The organism is Clostridium pasteurianum BC1, from assembly GCF_000389635.1.
Classification (GTDB): Bacteria; Bacillota; Clostridia; order Clostridiales; family Clostridiaceae; genus Clostridium_I; species Clostridium_I pasteurianum_A.
Genome location: NC_021182.1, coordinates 982607 through 999183, shown reverse-complemented (window position 1 = coordinate 999183; position 16577 = coordinate 982607). Strand labels below are relative to the sequence as shown.

The following is a 16577-nucleotide window of genomic DNA, read 5'->3' as shown; positions in this document are numbered from 1 at the left end:
GATATATCCATTGACACCTACCCTATTAATATAGCATATACTACTGTGACTATAGAGCCTGACTTTCTAAATAGTATTTGCAAGTTTAAGTATGTACAAAAGATACTTTTTTATAAAATAAGGAGAAGGAATATGAATGGATATAAAATCAAGGCTGAGAAATAAGACATTTATTTTATGTATAATAGCATTTATAGTATTGGTAATAAAAACATTCACCAATATTCAAATACCTGATAATTTTGATACTGTAGTGAATATGGCACTTTCAATATTAATAGGGCTGGGAATAATTATTGATCCATGTTCACCAGGAATATCTGATACGAAGTTTAATTTAACCAAAAATTTAAAAACTAAAAGAAGATATGTTTTAAAGAAAGATTCACAAGATAATAGAGATTATTTATTCAAAAATTTATTTAATAATATAGAATTACCTTTGAGCATTGATTTACGTGAAAAAATGCCACCGTTATTTGATCAGGGTCAAGAAGGAAGCTGTACTGCAAATGCTGGAGCAGGTGATAGAGAATATATGCTTCAGAAAGATTCAATTAAATTATCAAGGCAGTTTCTCTACAACGTAGAGAGAATAATTGAAGGTACTTTTCCTGATGATAATGGTGCTCAGATGCGTACAATTTGCAAGGCTCTTAATAAGTACGGTATAAGTGAAGAAAGTTATTTGCCTTATAATGAAGAAAATTTAAGTGCTGCACCAAGTGAGGAGTCATATAAAAATGCCTTACAATATAGAATTTCAAGTTATTACAGAGTACTATCAGAAACAGAAATAAGACAAGCTTTATCACAAGGGCAAGCAGTTTTATTAGGTATGATTGTCTATGAAAACTTTGAAGATGTTGGAAGTGATGGTCTTGTAAGAATGCCAAATAAAAAAACTGAACAGATACTAGGTGGTCATTCTGTATTGATTGTAGGTTACAGGGATAATGTAAAAAATAAGTTTAAAACTTTAATTAACAAACTAATAGGAAAATCAAATGGATATTTCATTGTGAGAAATTCCTGGGGTGAAAATTGGGGAGATAAAGGATATTTCTATTTACCTTATGAAGTATTTTCAAGAATCAAACAGGATATATGGGTAATTATTAAGTAAGCAAATAAGTCTGGTAAGGACAAGCTTGCCAGATTTTAATCAAGAAACCTAACCTTCTATGAGTATTTTTCCACACTTCATCATTTGCTAAAATCCTTAATATTTAATACAATTTATCTTAGAATTAATTCAAAATTTCTTAAATTTCACTTGTTCAATTATATAATTATTTTTAAAACAATATTTAATGTTTTAAAATAATCTATTATCTATAATGAAAAGAGGACTATTATGAAACACATAGCAAATATTATTTCCATAATAAGGATTATTGTTTCCATTATAATGATTTGTTTTTATAGAAATAAATTGTTATTTATTTCTTTATACTTAATTTGCGGGCTTAGTGATATTATGGATGGATATATTGCACGTAAAACCAATACACAAAGCTCAATAGGTGCAAAACTCGATTCATTTGCTGATTTAATAATGTTTGGAGTTATAACAACATTTATACTGATTAAATCTTTGGATAAAATTGCAGTCTTTTTACCGTGGGTGATTGCCACTGCGATTATTCGCTGTATAAACATGATTATTGCGGCATATAAATATCGTTCCTTTATCAGTTTACACACCTTAGGCAACAAGTTGGCTGGATTTCTTGTTTTTATAAGCCCTTTACTATTTGTTACATTTCATACGGTAAAAATTTTCTGGCCTGTGTGCATCATTTCTGTCTTATCAGCTATTGAAGAAGGGGCTATACACCTAACTACAGATAAACTTGATTTAAATAGAAAAAGTATATTTCATCATGAATGATGAAATAAAAAGAGTTTTCAATAACTCAATTGTAGAAAAAATAATCTGTGATTTTTTAAATTTATCATTAAAAGCGGTTAATATATTAAAATAACCACTGGAAAAAATGATAACAATTTTGTAATATTAAATATTATAATAATAGATACATTTATCTTTAGTAAGGAATGATCAAATGAGTTCAGAAATACATTTTTGTGCAATATGCGGAAGCAGCTATGCTGTGGAAGATCATCATATAATGTTTAGAAGTCAGATAAAGCCTTTAGAGAAATGCCCCTATAATCACATTTATCTATGTCCAAAGCACCATAGAGATCCTAAAGAAGGCGTTCATTTTAATGCAGAATTAGATGCAAAGTTAAAAGCGGCTTTTAAACTTCAATTGGAAAAATTGTTTACCAAGGATACCTATACACTTAGAGAAATAAGGGATATATTGAAGATAGGAAATAATGCTGTAAACAAGTTGTGTAAAAATATGTGGACCTATGAAGGACGATATAAAAGAGATGATATTATAAGAGCATGCACTTCCAAATATATAGAATGAAACTCCATCTGATGTCAAGAATTCTGTTTATTAGAATGTACTGAAATATGTTTTTAATGAGAGATTAATGGTTTAAAATAAAATTATTCAGCCAAATTTTGCAGCTGCATAGCTTTAATTATTTTCTTGAACTACTTTTCCATATCCTTTGCCAATAACATCAGCTTATTTATTGTTTTCCAATTGCGGACAGTATAGGGTACATCTAATCTGTGAAGATTATTGGCAAGCTTAGAGTTTCGAATACTATTGCGGAATAAGAGAAATACCTCTCGACCTTTAATTATGTAATCATCATTTTCATTTCTATAGTCATTCAAGCATTCAATCTTTTCTTCTGAAGGAGCATGAGTCAGTAGAGAAACATATAAGCTCTCAACTTTTGATGATGCCTCTGCTTCTGATATTGCTTCCTTAGAAAATGGACAATTTTCAATAATCATTTCTAAATCCTGAGCCCTTCTCAAAACAACTTTAACTGAAAATCCAAAAACATCCTCAATCTGATTCTCAATCTTCTTGCGCAGTACTTCTTCCTCTTCATTTGACTTAAATAGTACATTACCACTTTGAATATATGTTTTAACTCCGCAAAGTCCAATGGATTCAAGTGCTTGTCTCAGATTTGCCATCTTAATAATATTCTTTCCACCTACGTTAATACCCCGTAGTAATGCAATATAAATCGTCATAATAGCCCCCCTGATTATATCCTATTTACTTTCAATCTTCTTAGCAGAAATTATCATAAGTATTTCTGCAACAATCATAACACCACTCATTATAAATAGAAATGGTTTTAATTTTTATTATTCTCAATTTAATTTCTCGCACACATATGGAGATTATAACATATTTTAATATTATTATGCCTTTATTTTCGTCAGGAAAATTTATTCAGAAATTCTATTTACAAAATATTTATATCAGATTATTAAAAATTATCTCTTACAGTAATCTTATCCATATGATTAGTAAACATTATTAAGGCAAATATAAATATCCATAATTGTAAAGATCCTATGTTTATTCTTTCTATAGCCCCAAAAATAGAAATTTTATTGGCTATAGCAATAACAGACATTCCGCCAGACACAAATATAATTACACTTGTAGCAATAGAATAATTAGAAAACTTTTTAAAATTCTCAAGTTTTCTAAATCCAAGTCCTGCAAATAAAGGTGTTAAAATAGCTGTAGGAACAATTAGGGCAGTGATAACAAGATGCATGAAGCCTTCAAATGTCATAGTAGCACCTGCCATATCTTCAGGAAAGAATCCATAGGAAACACCAATTAACACCATTGCTATAAAAATAATCATAGAAACATTTATAATTTTTACCTTAAGTTTTTTTAAATAATTAAATGAACCTATTGAAAATATTAGCCCACATATACCATACATATTTGTAAAAATACTTAGTATTTCTCGATTTGGAGCATCTGCTGCAGTTAAATCACTTATAGGCTGTGTGATGTTATTATAACCACTCCACAACATACTTCCAATAATAACATGTATTAAGTAAAACAAAGGTGAAATCATTCCAAATATCGAATAAATTTTTTTCATTTTTACCCACACCCCTTTTTATATATTTTCGATTTGTTAAACATTTATGGATATGCCGATGTTATCTATATGTTTATAAGTCTAAGGATTACAGCAACTATTCATTGAACAAAATATTACTTTATTTTATTAGTCCTTAGATAATTACAGATAAAATTTATATTATTGAACATTTTCTTAATTATTGGAGCTGTATTCTCTCCATTGTTTACTGCATGAGCATATTCAAAGGTTATTGCAACTAATGCGTAATTATATTCTTCAGCAACTAATTTACTATCTACTTTCTTAATAAGCTTTTTCTCCATCATCATATCTATTAATTTAGCTATAAATTCCGAAGGCTCCCTCAATATAACTTCAAGCATTAATTTTTTTGCCTTTTCATTTCTAAATTGTTCTGAATATATTATCCTTGCTATACTGTCAAGTTTTCCATTTAACGATCTTCCATAGCTTATTACAAGATGTTTAAATAAATCTTCTGGTGACATGAAATCCATCATTTCATTTAATTCTAATTCAGAAGGTCTGTAATTTTTAATAGAACCTGCAAAATAATCAAATATATTATCTATTATTGCATCCTTACTTTTATAGTGATTATAAATTGAACTTTCCCTAATTCCAACCCCCTTTGCTATTTCTCTCATGGATACACCATTACAACCTTTTTTTGAAAATAGTTCTATAGCCTTTTCAAATATTTTTTCCTTTGTATTTATTTTAGTTTTTGTACTTTCCATTTTTGACTACCTTTCTATTATAGATAAACAAACTATCATATGTTAGTTTATAATTTAATTATACTAACATATGATAGTTTAATCAATATACTTTTAATAATTCATTAGAATCAAAAAACCATCTTAACATAGACGTATCAAATACTATATCAATTGAATAAACAAATTATTTAAAAAATTTTATATCTCATTTTATAGTCATCTGATATTTCTAAATAAAATATGATAAAATATTAATATAAAACTATAATTTATAAGATGCTATAAAGGTGGATTACTCAATGGATACAAAAATAAGAAATACAGAAGATGCCATTATGAAAAGTGTAATGGATGTTTTTAGAGAAGATGCTTTAAAATTTTTCGGTGTAAAAGCTAAAATAGTATCATCCGCTAGAACTGAGCTTAAGAATTTACAAATTACTACAGCCTTTATGGATTATACTTTTTTATTAGATGATAATTCCTTCGTACATCTTGAGTTCCAAACTACTGATAAAAAAGATGATTTGTCAAGATTTCTCGCTTATGATGCTGCGTTACACTATAAAGAGAATAAAAATGTTAATACAATTGTAGTTTATTCCTCTGATATAAAAAAGGCTGTCACAAGTATCAATATTGGCTCCATAAAATATTCAGTAAAAGCCTTTTATATGAATTCTATCGATGGAGATAAAAAATTAGATTATTTACGTAATAAAATTTATAACAATGAAATTTTAACTAAACAGGATATATTAACTCTTGTATTTTTACCTATAATGAGCAGCACTAAAAATAAAACTGACAGGATAGTGGATGCTATAACACTTTCAAAATCTATTAAGGATAAAGAAGCTGAAAGCAATTCCCTTGCCCTGCTCTATGCCTTTGCTGAGAAATTTGTAAGCAAAGAAAATATGAATAAAATTAAGGAGGTGTTCCGCATGACTGAGCTTGGTAAATTATTAAAACAAGAAGGTATTGAAGAAGGTAGAAAACAAGGTATTGAAGAAGGTAGAAAAGAAGAACTAATAAGGACCTCGATTAAACTATTAACTAAAAAATTTGGAATTCTACCTGATGATATAAAAAACAAGATAGAGAATTCTGACACTACAGCATTAGAAATTATAGTTGATGGAATACTTGATTTTGAAAAATTAGAGGATATATTTAAATATTTAAAATAGAAGTTATTATGTGCTATTGACTTAATAACACATAATTTTTTCTGTGTATAATCTACTTCTTACTTAAATAACAAAGAAATATTTTATTTTGCAAAGGTAGTCCATAGATGCTATATGTTAATACAATTACTGCACTGAAAAGTAAACATATTAATACAATAAACTATAATCCTATTCATAATTAAAGTGCTTTTAACTTAAACTATATCAAGCCCAACTTTCCTAGTTGGTCTAGAAAACACCTTATCCAGTTCATCCAATTCACTTTCTGATAATACAATAGAAGCAGCTTCCGCATTTTCCAGTACATGTTCTGCTTGAGAAGCCTTTGGAATAGCAATTATATTTCTTGATCTCATGCACCAAGCTAAAATTATCTGCAGCGGCTTTACACTATGATTTTCTGCTATTTTCTTTACTGTAGAATCCTTTAATAATTGCGTTCTCAGTGATCCACCCTGAGCCACAGGACAATAAGCCATAATAGGCATTTTATGTAATCTTTGCCATGGTAATAGATCAAATTCAATTCCTCTGGAGCCTAAATGATATAAAACCTGATTGGTAACGCAGTTGCTGCCATCCTCACACTCCAATAACTCCTCCATGTCTTCTGTATCGAAATTTGAAACACCCCATCTGAGTATTTTCCCCTGTTTTTTCAATTTCTCCATACCTTCTATAGTTTCTTCTAGTGGTACATTCCCTCTCCAATGCAGTAAATATAAATTCAAATGATCTGTTCCAAACCTTTTCAGGCTATTTTCGCAGGAGCTAAAAATATTGTTTAATCCAGAGTTATGAGGATAAACCTTAGATACTAAAAATACACTATCTCTAATCCCCTTTATAGCTTCCCCTACTAAAGTCTCAGATCTTCCACTGCCATACATTTCTGCCGTATCTATTAGTGTCATTCCTAGTTCTATACCTAGCTTTAGTGCAGCCATTTCTCTTGCTCTGTCATTTGACTTTTCACCTAAGTACCAAGTCCCTTGACCTATGATTGGAACTTTCGTCTTATCTGGTAGTTCTATTAAAAGCTTTCTGTTTACATCAGCAATTTTTTCTATTTTGTTTTTATTTATTTCAATCATAATTTTACACTTCCTTCAATTCACTTATATATCTAATTACATTTGTTTTGAGTAATAGTTTGTCAGCACAATTGCTAATATAAGTTCTAACAAAAATACAGAGGAAATCATGATAATAATAACAACATTTACCCCCATAAATCCAAGAACTAAAACAATAATGCTAAGAACATAAATAAGAATTCGGTTAATTTTTGCTCCAACCTTCTCTCTAATTCTTATATTACGTTCATCATTTACCTCAATATTTTTCTTACGAATAATTTCTTCTGTTTCTACTTTTGAAATAATGAAAGCTCCAATAAAATTTCCTATTCCAATTGAGAATATGGCTGCACCTAAACCAATACATAATCCAGACACCCCTTTTAACTTTTCACTTATAACAAAGCCTCCAATGTAAATTGAAATAGCACCTATAATTGTTAGGACAGCATAAATCCACATATTATTTTTCTTAATCATTATATTCATTCCTCCTCATAAATAAATATTTCTTCAATACTCATATTAAAATATCTTGCAATCTTAAAAGCAAGAAGAATTGATGGATTATATCTTCCATTCTCAAGAGAACCTATTGTTTGTCTTGATACCTCTAAGACTTCTGCAAGTTCTTCCTGCTTCATACCGTGTTGCTTACGTATTTCTTCTAATCTATTTTTCAAGCTTTCACCTCCGGAGATTATGGAAAGTATACTTTCCATAACTATAATACTATACCTTTCACTTCATGTAAAGGTAGCTTTCCATAATATAAGATTATTAAATTATAATTGTAACAATGGATTACACAGAATAATATGCTATAATTTCTATATTAATTAAGTTTTTATTTAAATAAACACCATTTTGAAGGGATGTGTATTTATTGAAAAGTTTTGAAAGTAAGAAACTTTTTATATACATTTTAGGTGCTTACGGTCTATCAGGATTATTTGCATTGCCATTAATATTAAACTCTGATTTAAATTCAAAAATAATTTACTATATATTGATGTTCTTGTCCCAATTATGGACAACATTGTATTTGATAATTGAATAATACAGTAGTTATACAATAAATATATAATATATTTTATCTTTAATAATGGAATTATATAGATAATATGATATAATTTTTACATCAATTAAATAGAAAATATAAGATATTAAAAACTAAATAATTTAAAGAAATATTAATTGAGTATATACATATAAGGAGGTTAAGTATGATTGATTTAGGTTTAACTGATAAAATCGCTTTAATAACTGGAGGTACTCGTGGGCTTGGTCGAGCTATTGCAGAGAAATTAGCAAAAGAAAAGGTAAAGGTAGTTGTAACTGGCATTAATGAAGAACGAGCAAAACAAGTAGCAAATGAAATATCATTAGCTTACAACGTTGAAACTTTAGGTTTAAAACATGATGTAAGTTCCGAGGAATCAACAAAGGAAGTTGTAAAAGCTATACTTGAAAATTTTAAACGAATAGATATTTTGGTGAATAATGCAGGTATTACAAGTGATGGTATAATGATGATGATGAAAAAAGAAAAATGGGATAAGGTAATTAGCGTAAATCTTACAGGAGCATTTAACTGCACTAAGTTTGTATCTAAACATATGTTAAAACAAAAATCAGGCAGCATAGTAAATATAACAAGTGTTGTAGGAATAACAGGCAACGTTGGACAGGCAAATTATTCTGCTTCTAAAGCTGGACTTATTGGTTTTACTAAAACAGTGGCTAGAGAATTAGCAGACCGAGGCATAACTGTAAATGCCATTGCTCCAGGATATATTTCAACGGATATGACATCTACACTTTCTGATAAAACCACTGAGGAAATATTATCTAAAATTCCAATGAAAACCTATGGTAAGCCAGAAGCTGTAGCAAATGCAGTTTTGTTTCTTGTTTCAAATATGTCGCAATATATTACAGGTCAAGTTATTAATGTAGATGGTGGAATGGTTATGTATTAGAGTTTATTGAATTTTACATGCACAGAGTTTTGAAGAAATTTCTAAGGAAAAACTGAAATTTCTATTAATAAAAATCAAAGTGTTGAAATAACAAAAAAATAGAAAAACTCATGGGACAACAATTTGCAGGTATGGTGTAGAAAGGGTACTTCTTGTTTCAGTTAATCCAAAAAATCTTTCAAATTCTTTACTTTTAAATTATAATCCTTAACCCATGTTTTATAAGCTTGACTATCTAAAAAATCAACCATTTTATTTATTTCCTGCGTTTCGTTAAAATATTCTAATGCTAAATAGTATTCTTCTCTATCATTCTCAAATAGAACAATTGGCGGAAGATTATTACCTATAAGCAGATAGTTAAGCAGCATTCTCCCCACTCGCCCGTTGCCATCTGCAAAAGGATGTATGGTCTCAAACCAACAATGGAAATAACTAACTACTTTTAAAGCATTATTCTCATTTATCTGTATATCATTAATTTCTTCAATTAATGATTTTAAATTTTCTTCTACCTCTAATGGACTAACACCTACATCATGTAATCCAACTATATAATCACCTTTTTTAAATTCGCCAGGTTTTTCACCTTTCTTTAACAAATTCTCTGTGAAACAATCTTTCATTAAAACATAGTGAAAATTTTTAATTAAATCAATGGAAAGTTTCGAGCTATTTTTTTCACTTAATTTTATAATATTTTCGCAAAGTTTTTTATGGTTTTCAATCTCTTTGATTGTCTTCTTATTTCCTGTGAAATCTGTAACTTTCTCTCCCCTAAAAACAGTTTCAACGTCCCTAAGTCTTGTTTCATTGTTTTCTATCTTATTTGAAGAATATGTGAATTTCAAAAAGAACCTATTTAATAAATCCTTAGTTCTCCCTTTTCTCCACACTTTCACAGCCTCATCATACAACATCTTTTAAACCTCCTATTTTGTTATTTTTAGTTAAAATATAATATAGATTATATCACATATTTTAACCTGACTTCTCATAATAAATTACCTTTTCTTTATAAAATTTTATCTTTAACTCATATTCCGCACAATGATTTTCATATTTACGATATTTAAATTTTTGCCTTAAACATTCGTTAATTATCAAGAATTTAATTAAAAAAACGGTCTCAATCTTCGTAGGTTGATACCACATAAAGGCAAAAATTGCATAAAGCCATAAATTTAGTTGTATTTTTATGCATTCAGCGGAATATGAGCTTTAAAATACCTTTTGTATATGAACGTTATTTCAGAAGATAACCCTTCTCTTGAAGTGATAGACATTAATTGATATGAATATTACTGAAATTTTCCGTAGGTATCATGACCATATCCTGCTGCACTATCCTTTTCTTCCAAAACTGATAAAATTATAAATAACTGCAACCTTTCTACTGTTATCTTAGTCTAATTAGTATAGCACAAAATATTAACCCTATTAGAGGTGATGAAATGGACGACATAAAATTAATTGCAAAAAAGGCTAAGAAAGGAGATGACAAAGCTTTTGCCAAACTCATTGATATAAATAAAGAAAAACTTTATAAAATAGCTTATATTTACGTAAAAAATGAGCAGGATGCTCTAGATATTTTAAGTGATACCATATACAAGGCCTATTTGAACTTAAATAAACTTAAAGATCCCCAATTTTTTAATACTTGGATAGTGAGAATACTTATAAATACTGCTGCAAATAAAGCTAAAAGCAATAAGAAAATAGTATACATTGATGACTATGAGCAGGTAAAATCAGAAGCAATACATAATATGAGTGACTTAGATTTTAATATACCAAAGAATATAGATCTATATAATGCCATAGATAAACTGGATACAAAATATAAAAATGTAGTGATCCTAAGATATTTTCAGGATATGACCATTTCTCAAATTGCAAAGATATTGAATTATCCAGAGGGAACAGTAAAATCTTATTTATTTAGAGCATTGAAAAAATTAAAAATTGAGTTAAAGGAGGAATGTATTTAATGAATACTGATTTTAAAGATATTTTTGATAATATACCTGTTTCTGATAAATTGGATAAGGTTATTAAGGGGAGCATAATTAAGGCTAAAATTGAAAAGAAAAAAAGCTTTATAAAAAATGTTTCATTTAAGCTTCTGCAGGAATTGCCGCAATAGCTATATTTTTTACTGCTGGTATTAATTGTAGTCTATCCTTTGCAAGTACAATTAATAATGTACCTATAGTCTCATCTATAGCACAAGCATTACAATTTCATTATGATAAAAATATGATTAGTGCTGTAAATCAAAGTGACTCTCAAAATGTAAATCAGACAGTTTCTGACAATAATATAAGTTTAACTATTAATAGTATTGTCGGTGATGATAAAGATAAATTTATATTGTATACATTGAAAAGCAGTGATAAAAAAATTAAGAATTTACTTCTGAACAGCTTTACCATAACTGATAGCAATAATAATATTATTGTTGATAGTAATGGATTCAGATCACAGATACTTCCAGTTACTTTGATGGATCAAGAGGGAGATTTCCTGTCACTAAATAGTTCAAAGGATTATAAAGTCATAGTTTCCTCTTTAGGAGATTCAATTAAGGACTATGCTGATACGGGGGAAACCTACGGCTCTATAGAAATAATATCTCTAAATAATACTGCAATACCGGATAAATTAAATTTAGAAGTTTCAAGCTTTACGGAAGCCTATAATATGACCTATTCTCAAAAAAAATATGCAGATTTTATATCTAAATTTAATAGAGAGCCTATGAATATTAAGGGTAATTGGAATTTAAGTATAAAAGCTGCTGCAAAAACCGAAAAACCGGAAGAATACAATAATATTAAGTTTTCTGCCAATAATACAGATCTTGAAATAAGATATTTGAAAATTTATCCAACTCATATAGAAGCAAATATTAAGCTCGGTATGGATAAAACCAATAATTCACAGGCCTGGGGGATTGGTACAAATCATGATGGAGCATCGCACACGGATAATTATAATAGGCTACCTTATTTAATTGATGAAAATGGAAACAAATATATGCTTTCTCCAAGTAATTTTTCATACAATCATGAAGATAAATCAGTAAAAGCATCATTTCAAAGTTCTTATTACAGACATCCAAAACATTTGTATTTAGTAATAAGCAGACTTAACTATTCACCAGGGCCACCTTATACAAATATTACCCCAGTTAAAATACAAATAAAATAACTATGAGATTAATTCTTGTCATTAGCAAAGTAAAGCCAGCATTCTTCTAATTTATTAAATGCTTAGAAGAATGCTGGCTTTATAAATTTATAGTTATCAATTATCACGATACTATTTAATAAATCCTAATGATACTTTTAACATTGTCTGTTAAAAATGCATCATTTAGCATATGTAATGCTATTAAGCAAACATTAGCATTTCAATTCTTATATTTCTCATTGAGCATACCTTTCAAGCCATAGCATCATAACTTACTATAATTAACATGGTAAATTTCTTCATATTGTTCTTTATGCATTTTTGTCCATCAGATTATACCTTCAATAATTTATTTGGATGATGATTTACTATGTAAACACCAATACATACTAATATAAGTGCAACAGCATTTTCCCAGTCAAAAATATTTTCTTTCAGAAATATTGATGATAAAATAGCACCAGATATGGGAATTAAAAAATTGAAAAGAGCAATTGAACCAACTTTATTATATTTTAAAAGTATTGTCCATATGGAAAAAGCTACAGCTGAAAGCAGTCCAAGATATAATAAGACAAGCGTAGAACCTATTGTAAAGTTTGTAACATGACCTTTATTGGAAATACCTAAAATTAGTAAAACTAGTCCACCAATTAGCAATTGATAACCAGTTACCAGCATGGAATCTATGCTTTTGCAAATCTTTTTTCCATAAATTGAGCAGGCAGAAAATGCAAAGGCAGCTACAGCAATAAAACCCTCACCGTTAATTTTAAAGCTGAAATTTAAAAGGTCACTGCTGAAATTTACTAACAATACACCAATAAATCCTAGTATACAGCCAATTGCTTTTCGAGAATTTATTCTATCATCATTATATAGGAAATGAGCAAGGATGACGCTGAAAAAAGCAGATGTAGAGTTCATTATAGAAGCCTTTACACCACTAGTATGAGCAAGTCCAATATAAAAAAACATATACTGCAAGGTTGTTTGAGTTAAACCTAAAAGTATAAGTTCTTTTATATTTTTTCTTGTTAATGAAAATAAATTCTTAGATGAAAATAAAGCAACTATTAAAACCATCAATCCTGCTATTATAAATCTGTACCCTGCAAAAGACAATTCAGAAAATATATTATCTGTACTTATTTTAAAAAGAGCATATCCACTCTTAACTCCTGGGTAGGCACTTCCCCATAATATGCAACAAAATGAGGCAAGCAGTATTACTATTTTTCTATTTGTAAAAATTTTTTTGTTATTCAATTCTGTCAAATCCTTTATTTTGTATTTCGTCTAAATTTACTACTATTCCCCTTAAATCCAGTAATATCATTAAATCATTTACCCATTAAGAATACAATAAATTGCGTCCTATAACAAATGAAAGTAGGGAAAATTTACACCCCTAGGGCAAATTAAAAGCTGTGAATTATCTTCATTAAAATGTAGCTGATTATTATAATCCAAATACATATTATAATGACTCCAGCAATCCATTTTTTAGGCTTACCCTCTTTAAAAATATTTTCTGATTGTTGTCTGCATTCATTCATAATATCACTTGGTATTAGCTTTATAGCAAAGGCAATACCAAGTGGCAATATAATCAGATCATCAACGTATCCTAAAATTGGTATAAAATCAGGTATCAAGTCAATAGGACTTAAAGCATAACATACCACTAATATTGAAACTAATTTTGCATAAAAAGGTACATCCGGTCGTTTATATGCAAAATATAATGCCCCAATCTCCTTTTTCATTTTTTTAGCTCTTTTCATAATTATTGAAATACCCATATTATATCTTTTATTTAATTTGTTTTTCATAAATCACCTCGGGGTTAATCAATTTTTTATTTGAACTTAAAATAAAGTTATAAATCATTACTCTCCTATGAAATTATATCATAACTTTATCCTATAACTAGCCTCTGTAATAATGGATTATATAGAATAATATGTTATAATTTTTATATTAAAAAAGCACCCCCGGGGTGTAAAATCAGGAAATCATAGATATATATCAGAAAACTCCGCCTTTATCATTTCATCACTAAAGAAGATATTCTTCTTATTATTTGTTTCTACGGTTCTTGCAGGTAATGTTACTTTAAATATACTACCCTCGCCCAATTTACTTTTTACGCTTATATTTCCATAATGCAATTCAACAATTGACTTTACTATATATAACCCTATACCAATGCCCTCTGTAGCTCTTTGAAATGACTTGTCCACTTGTTTAAATTTTTCAAATATATGCTGTAAATGATTTTTTTCAATACCAATTCCTTTATCCTTTACAGATATTTCAATAAAATTATTTTTATCTATAAGTTCTATAGAAATCTCACAACTGTTTTCTGAAAATTTAATTGCATTGGAAATGAGATTAAGTATAACTCTGCAGATATTATTGGCATCATATGCAATAATCTTCTCATCTATATTTGTATTAAAAACAATATTAATTTCTTTGTCTTCAAAGTATTCCGATATATCTTTAACTATGGTTTTAAGCATACTAACTATATTTTGATTAGATAAATTTACTTCGAAGTAACCTAATTTTATTCTTGATAGGTCCACCATATTATTTATTATTCTTGATAATCTATAACAATTTTTCTTTATTGAATGTATATCTCTATTTAATTTCTCCTTATCTCCACATAAGGATTTATTATTTGAATACAATTCAAATAGCTGAACTGCACTGAAAATTACATTTAAAGGTGTTCTCATCTCATGAGATAAATTTGCAAAAATTTCCTCCTGTACTTTAAGAGTTTTCTCCATTTCCTTATTAGCCATTATTTCTTCAGTAACATCGATTCCAATAGCAAGTATTTCTAACACTTCATTATTAATTCCCAAAATAGGCTGATATATTGTATTTATAAATTTTTCTTTACCAAAAACTGTGAATTTTCTATATTTAGAATAAGATTTTTTATTTTCCTCTATTATGCCCTTAACATGTTTAAGAATATAATTTTTATCAAAACTATTTACTACATCTTTATAGTTCATACCTTTAATAGATGATATAGAACCTATATCTGAATTTTCTAGCTTTAGAAAATTGTAGGCTTTTTTATTAATATCTATAAGTTTTAAATCTGGATAGGATAATCTTAGCACTGGTAAATCCAGTTCTTCTATCATACGATTTAAAATTTTATATTGTTTATCTATAAACATATGATTATCATTTTTTACTTTTTCAGTAATATCATTAATGCACATTACTCCTGCTATAAAATCTCCTTCATTATCGTATACAGGTGCAGCATTTACATTATAATACCTAAAATCATTATTATATTTTACAATACTTTTAAATTCCGATATTTTTTCACCTCTTAATAATCTATTAACAGGTAAATTCTCTTTAGGAATTACTTTCCCATCAATATCAAAATACTCAATTTTATCATAAGTCTTCCCTGCTTCTCTTAAATTTCTATACATGGGATACTTATTTCTTGCTGCCTTATTTATATCTATGTACTTACCATCTTTATTGACTATTAATAGAGGCTCTGCCATATTTTCAATTATAGCCTCTAATTGTTTTTTTTGGTTTTCAATGATTTTGCTCTGTTTATCTCTTAATTCTCTACCTCGTATTTTCTCCGTTATATCCCATTTATTTTCTACTATATATTTAATATTACCATCTACATATATAGGTACAAAAATTAAATTCCAATAGCTAGTTCCATTCACTTTATCTTCATGTTTAAATTCATTTATATGATATGATTCTCCAGTCTTTTTTATTGTAGACCATATTTTATCTATATTATCGTCCTCAATACCATTTACTATTTCCTTCTTATATTTTCCTATACAATTTTCTCTTTTAGCATAAGATGGATAAAAGTATTTTAAAAACTTATTATTACAATTAAGCATAATAAAATCAGGAAAACTCCAAATTGAAGTTCCAATTTTATCATTTTTACAAATCTGTGCCACAAACATCATCTTATCCTCAATACGTGAATTTGGTTTTTCTCTAAAATAATATTCTCTTTCATTATTACCTTCTAAATTTTTGCAAAGAATAGTTACCTCTCGGGCATTGCACTGTTTAGTAAACATATAGCCCTCAAATTTATCTTTAATATCTTCAAAATTCACTACAGAATTAATTCTAAGTAACATACTTATTTCATTAAGAGATTTTCCAACCAATTCATATTCTGAATATCCACTAAAATCTACAAAATCCCTACTAACTTTAGTAATAAAATTATTATTACTACAAAAAAATAGTTTTTTAATAGCTTTTAAAGTATACTTCATTACATATCCCTCTGCTTTCAATTAATGTTCTTTTTACTTTTGTTATTTA

General features: G+C 28.1%; 18 protein-coding genes. 8 read left to right on the top strand and 10 right to left on the bottom strand.

Going from position 1 to position 16577, the window contains the following annotated elements:
• Positions 1 to 136: 136 nt before the first annotated feature.
• The 3 genes from CLOPA_RS04605 to CLOPA_RS04595 all read left to right on the top strand — a co-directional run bounded on the left by CLOPA_RS04605 (position 137) and on the right by CLOPA_RS04595 (position 2447).
• The gene (locus tag CLOPA_RS04605) at positions 137 to 1126 is read left to right on the top strand and encodes a phage holin (RefSeq protein WP_015614310.1); all 990 of its coding nucleotides are present in this window, start codon (positions 137 to 139) and stop codon (positions 1124 to 1126) included.
• A gap of 231 nt (positions 1127 to 1357) precedes the next feature.
• Entirely contained in the window at positions 1358 to 1894 is a 537-nt protein-coding gene (locus CLOPA_RS04600; protein WP_015614309.1) for a CDP-alcohol phosphatidyltransferase family protein, read from the top strand.
• 175 nt (positions 1895 to 2069) lie between these two features.
• The gene (locus CLOPA_RS04595; protein ID WP_015614308.1) at positions 2070 to 2447 is read left to right on the top strand and encodes a hypothetical protein; all 378 of its coding nucleotides are present in this window, start codon (positions 2070 to 2072) and stop codon (positions 2445 to 2447) included.
• A 131-nt stretch (positions 2448 to 2578) separates the two neighbouring features.
• Here CLOPA_RS04595 and CLOPA_RS04590 read toward each other — a convergent pair whose 3' ends face one another.
• The 3 genes from CLOPA_RS04590 to CLOPA_RS04580 all read right to left on the bottom strand — a co-directional run bounded on the left by CLOPA_RS04590 (position 2579) and on the right by CLOPA_RS04580 (position 4769).
• Positions 2579 to 3139 carry a DUF1697 domain-containing protein gene (locus CLOPA_RS04590; protein WP_015614307.1) on the bottom strand — a complete coding sequence of 187 codons (561 nt, stop codon included), beginning with the start codon at positions 3137 to 3139 and terminating at the stop codon, positions 2579 to 2581.
• Between the two features lie 242 nt (positions 3140 to 3381).
• The gene (locus CLOPA_RS04585) at positions 3382 to 4023 is read right to left on the bottom strand and encodes a DUF998 domain-containing protein (RefSeq protein ID WP_015614306.1); all 642 of its coding nucleotides are present in this window, start codon (positions 4021 to 4023) and stop codon (positions 3382 to 3384) included.
• Positions 4024 to 4139: 116 nt separating this feature from the next.
• On the bottom strand, positions 4140 to 4769 hold the full coding sequence (locus tag CLOPA_RS04580) for a TetR/AcrR family transcriptional regulator (RefSeq protein ID WP_015614305.1): 630 nt from the start codon (positions 4767 to 4769) through the stop codon (positions 4140 to 4142).
• 281 nt (positions 4770 to 5050) lie between these two features.
• Between CLOPA_RS04580 and CLOPA_RS04575 the strand changes: the two genes are divergently transcribed.
• Positions 5051 to 5944 (top strand): DUF4351 domain-containing protein, encoded by an 894-nt coding sequence (locus CLOPA_RS04575; protein ID WP_015614304.1) that lies wholly within the window; start codon positions 5051 to 5053, stop codon positions 5942 to 5944.
• A 197-nt stretch (positions 5945 to 6141) separates the two neighbouring features.
• Here CLOPA_RS04575 and CLOPA_RS04570 read toward each other — a convergent pair whose 3' ends face one another.
• Genes CLOPA_RS04570 through CLOPA_RS04560 form a run of 3 tightly spaced genes read right to left on the bottom strand, consistent with a single transcriptional unit; the run spans position 6142 to position 7709 of the window.
• A complete protein-coding gene (locus tag CLOPA_RS04570) occupies positions 6142 to 7041 on the bottom strand; it encodes an aldo/keto reductase (RefSeq protein ID WP_015614303.1) in 900 nt (299 codons plus the stop codon).
• 36 nt (positions 7042 to 7077) lie between these two features.
• Positions 7078 to 7506, bottom strand: a complete 429-nt coding sequence (locus CLOPA_RS04565) for a hypothetical protein (RefSeq protein ID WP_015614302.1) — start codon at positions 7504 to 7506, stop codon at positions 7078 to 7080.
• A gap of 5 nt (positions 7507 to 7511) precedes the next feature.
• On the bottom strand, positions 7512 to 7709 hold the full coding sequence (locus CLOPA_RS04560; protein WP_015614301.1) for a helix-turn-helix transcriptional regulator: 198 nt from the start codon (positions 7707 to 7709) through the stop codon (positions 7512 to 7514).
• A 543-nt stretch (positions 7710 to 8252) separates the two neighbouring features.
• On the opposite strand from CLOPA_RS04560, the gene fabG reads away from it, so the two are divergent.
• Positions 8253 to 9008, top strand: coding sequence for a 3-oxoacyl-[acyl-carrier-protein] reductase (gene fabG, locus CLOPA_RS04555; protein WP_015614300.1), 756 nt, complete (start codon positions 8253 to 8255; stop codon positions 9006 to 9008).
• 161 nt (positions 9009 to 9169) lie between these two features.
• On the opposite strand, the gene CLOPA_RS04550 is transcribed toward fabG, so the two are convergent.
• Complete coding sequence (locus CLOPA_RS04550) at positions 9170 to 9928, bottom strand: Fic family protein (protein WP_015614299.1); 759 nt, start codon at positions 9926 to 9928, stop codon at positions 9170 to 9172.
• Between the two features lie 534 nt (positions 9929 to 10462).
• On the opposite strand from CLOPA_RS04550, the gene CLOPA_RS04545 reads away from it, so the two are divergent.
• From CLOPA_RS04545 to CLOPA_RS04540, 3 genes are read left to right on the top strand one after another with little or no spacing between them, the layout of a single operon-like run.
• Positions 10463 to 11002: a sigma-70 family RNA polymerase sigma factor gene (locus CLOPA_RS04545; protein WP_015614298.1), complete on the top strand. Its 540-nt coding sequence runs from the start codon at positions 10463 to 10465 to the stop codon at positions 11000 to 11002.
• The gene (locus tag CLOPA_RS25860; protein WP_242834265.1) at positions 11002 to 11157 is read left to right on the top strand and encodes a hypothetical protein; all 156 of its coding nucleotides are present in this window, start codon (positions 11002 to 11004) and stop codon (positions 11155 to 11157) included. Before CLOPA_RS04545 ends, CLOPA_RS25860 begins: the two co-directional genes overlap by 1 nt.
• Positions 11145 to 12224, top strand: a complete 1080-nt coding sequence (locus tag CLOPA_RS04540; RefSeq protein WP_347460071.1) for a DUF4179 domain-containing protein — start codon at positions 11145 to 11147, stop codon at positions 12222 to 12224. The genes CLOPA_RS25860 and CLOPA_RS04540 overlap by 13 nt, the downstream gene beginning before the upstream one ends.
• Before the next feature lie 315 nt (positions 12225 to 12539).
• Here the strand turns inward: CLOPA_RS04540 and CLOPA_RS04535 are convergent, their stop codons facing one another.
• The 3 genes from CLOPA_RS04535 to CLOPA_RS04525 form a co-directional block, all read right to left on the bottom strand.
• A complete protein-coding gene (locus CLOPA_RS04535; protein ID WP_015614297.1) occupies positions 12540 to 13475 on the bottom strand; it encodes a DMT family transporter in 936 nt (311 codons plus the stop codon).
• A gap of 152 nt (positions 13476 to 13627) precedes the next feature.
• On the bottom strand, positions 13628 to 14041 hold the full coding sequence (locus tag CLOPA_RS04530; protein WP_015614296.1) for a YkvA family protein: 414 nt from the start codon (positions 14039 to 14041) through the stop codon (positions 13628 to 13630).
• Between the two features lie 183 nt (positions 14042 to 14224).
• Positions 14225 to 16528, bottom strand: a complete 2304-nt coding sequence (locus CLOPA_RS04525) for a sensor histidine kinase (protein ID WP_015614295.1) — start codon at positions 16526 to 16528, stop codon at positions 14225 to 14227.
• Between the last annotated feature and the right edge of the window lie 49 nt (positions 16529 to 16577).

Coding starts and splice junctions, on each gene's coding strand:
- CLOPA_RS04525 (WP_015614295.1), bottom strand. CDS start 16,528: ATGAAGTATACTTTAAAAGCTATTAAAAAACTATTTTTTTGTAGTAAT.
- CLOPA_RS04600 (WP_015614309.1), top strand. CDS start 1,358: ATGAAACACATAGCAAATATTATTTCCATAATAAGGATTATTGTTTCC.
- CLOPA_RS04550 (WP_015614299.1), bottom strand. CDS start 9,928: ATGTTGTATGATGAGGCTGTGAAAGTGTGGAGAAAAGGGAGAACTAAG.
- CLOPA_RS04545 (WP_015614298.1), top strand. CDS start 10,463: ATGGACGACATAAAATTAATTGCAAAAAAGGCTAAGAAAGGAGATGAC.
- CLOPA_RS04580 (WP_015614305.1), bottom strand. CDS start 4,769: ATGGAAAGTACAAAAACTAAAATAAATACAAAGGAAAAAATATTTGAA.
- CLOPA_RS04575 (WP_015614304.1), top strand. CDS start 5,051: ATGGATACAAAAATAAGAAATACAGAAGATGCCATTATGAAAAGTGTA.
- CLOPA_RS04530 (WP_015614296.1), bottom strand. CDS start 14,041: ATGAAAAACAAATTAAATAAAAGATATAATATGGGTATTTCAATAATT.
- CLOPA_RS04570 (WP_015614303.1), bottom strand. CDS start 7,041: ATGATTGAAATAAATAAAAACAAAATAGAAAAAATTGCTGATGTAAAC.
- CLOPA_RS04605 (WP_015614310.1), top strand. CDS start 137: ATGGATATAAAATCAAGGCTGAGAAATAAGACATTTATTTTATGTATA.
- CLOPA_RS04565 (WP_015614302.1), bottom strand. CDS start 7,506: ATGATTAAGAAAAATAATATGTGGATTTATGCTGTCCTAACAATTATA.
- CLOPA_RS04595 (WP_015614308.1), top strand. CDS start 2,070: ATGAGTTCAGAAATACATTTTTGTGCAATATGCGGAAGCAGCTATGCT.
- CLOPA_RS25860 (WP_242834265.1), top strand. CDS start 11,002: ATGAATACTGATTTTAAAGATATTTTTGATAATATACCTGTTTCTGAT.
- CLOPA_RS04585 (WP_015614306.1), bottom strand. CDS start 4,023: ATGAAAAAAATTTATTCGATATTTGGAATGATTTCACCTTTGTTTTAC.
- CLOPA_RS04590 (WP_015614307.1), bottom strand. CDS start 3,139: ATGACGATTTATATTGCATTACTACGGGGTATTAACGTAGGTGGAAAG.
- fabG (WP_015614300.1), top strand. CDS start 8,253: ATGATTGATTTAGGTTTAACTGATAAAATCGCTTTAATAACTGGAGGT.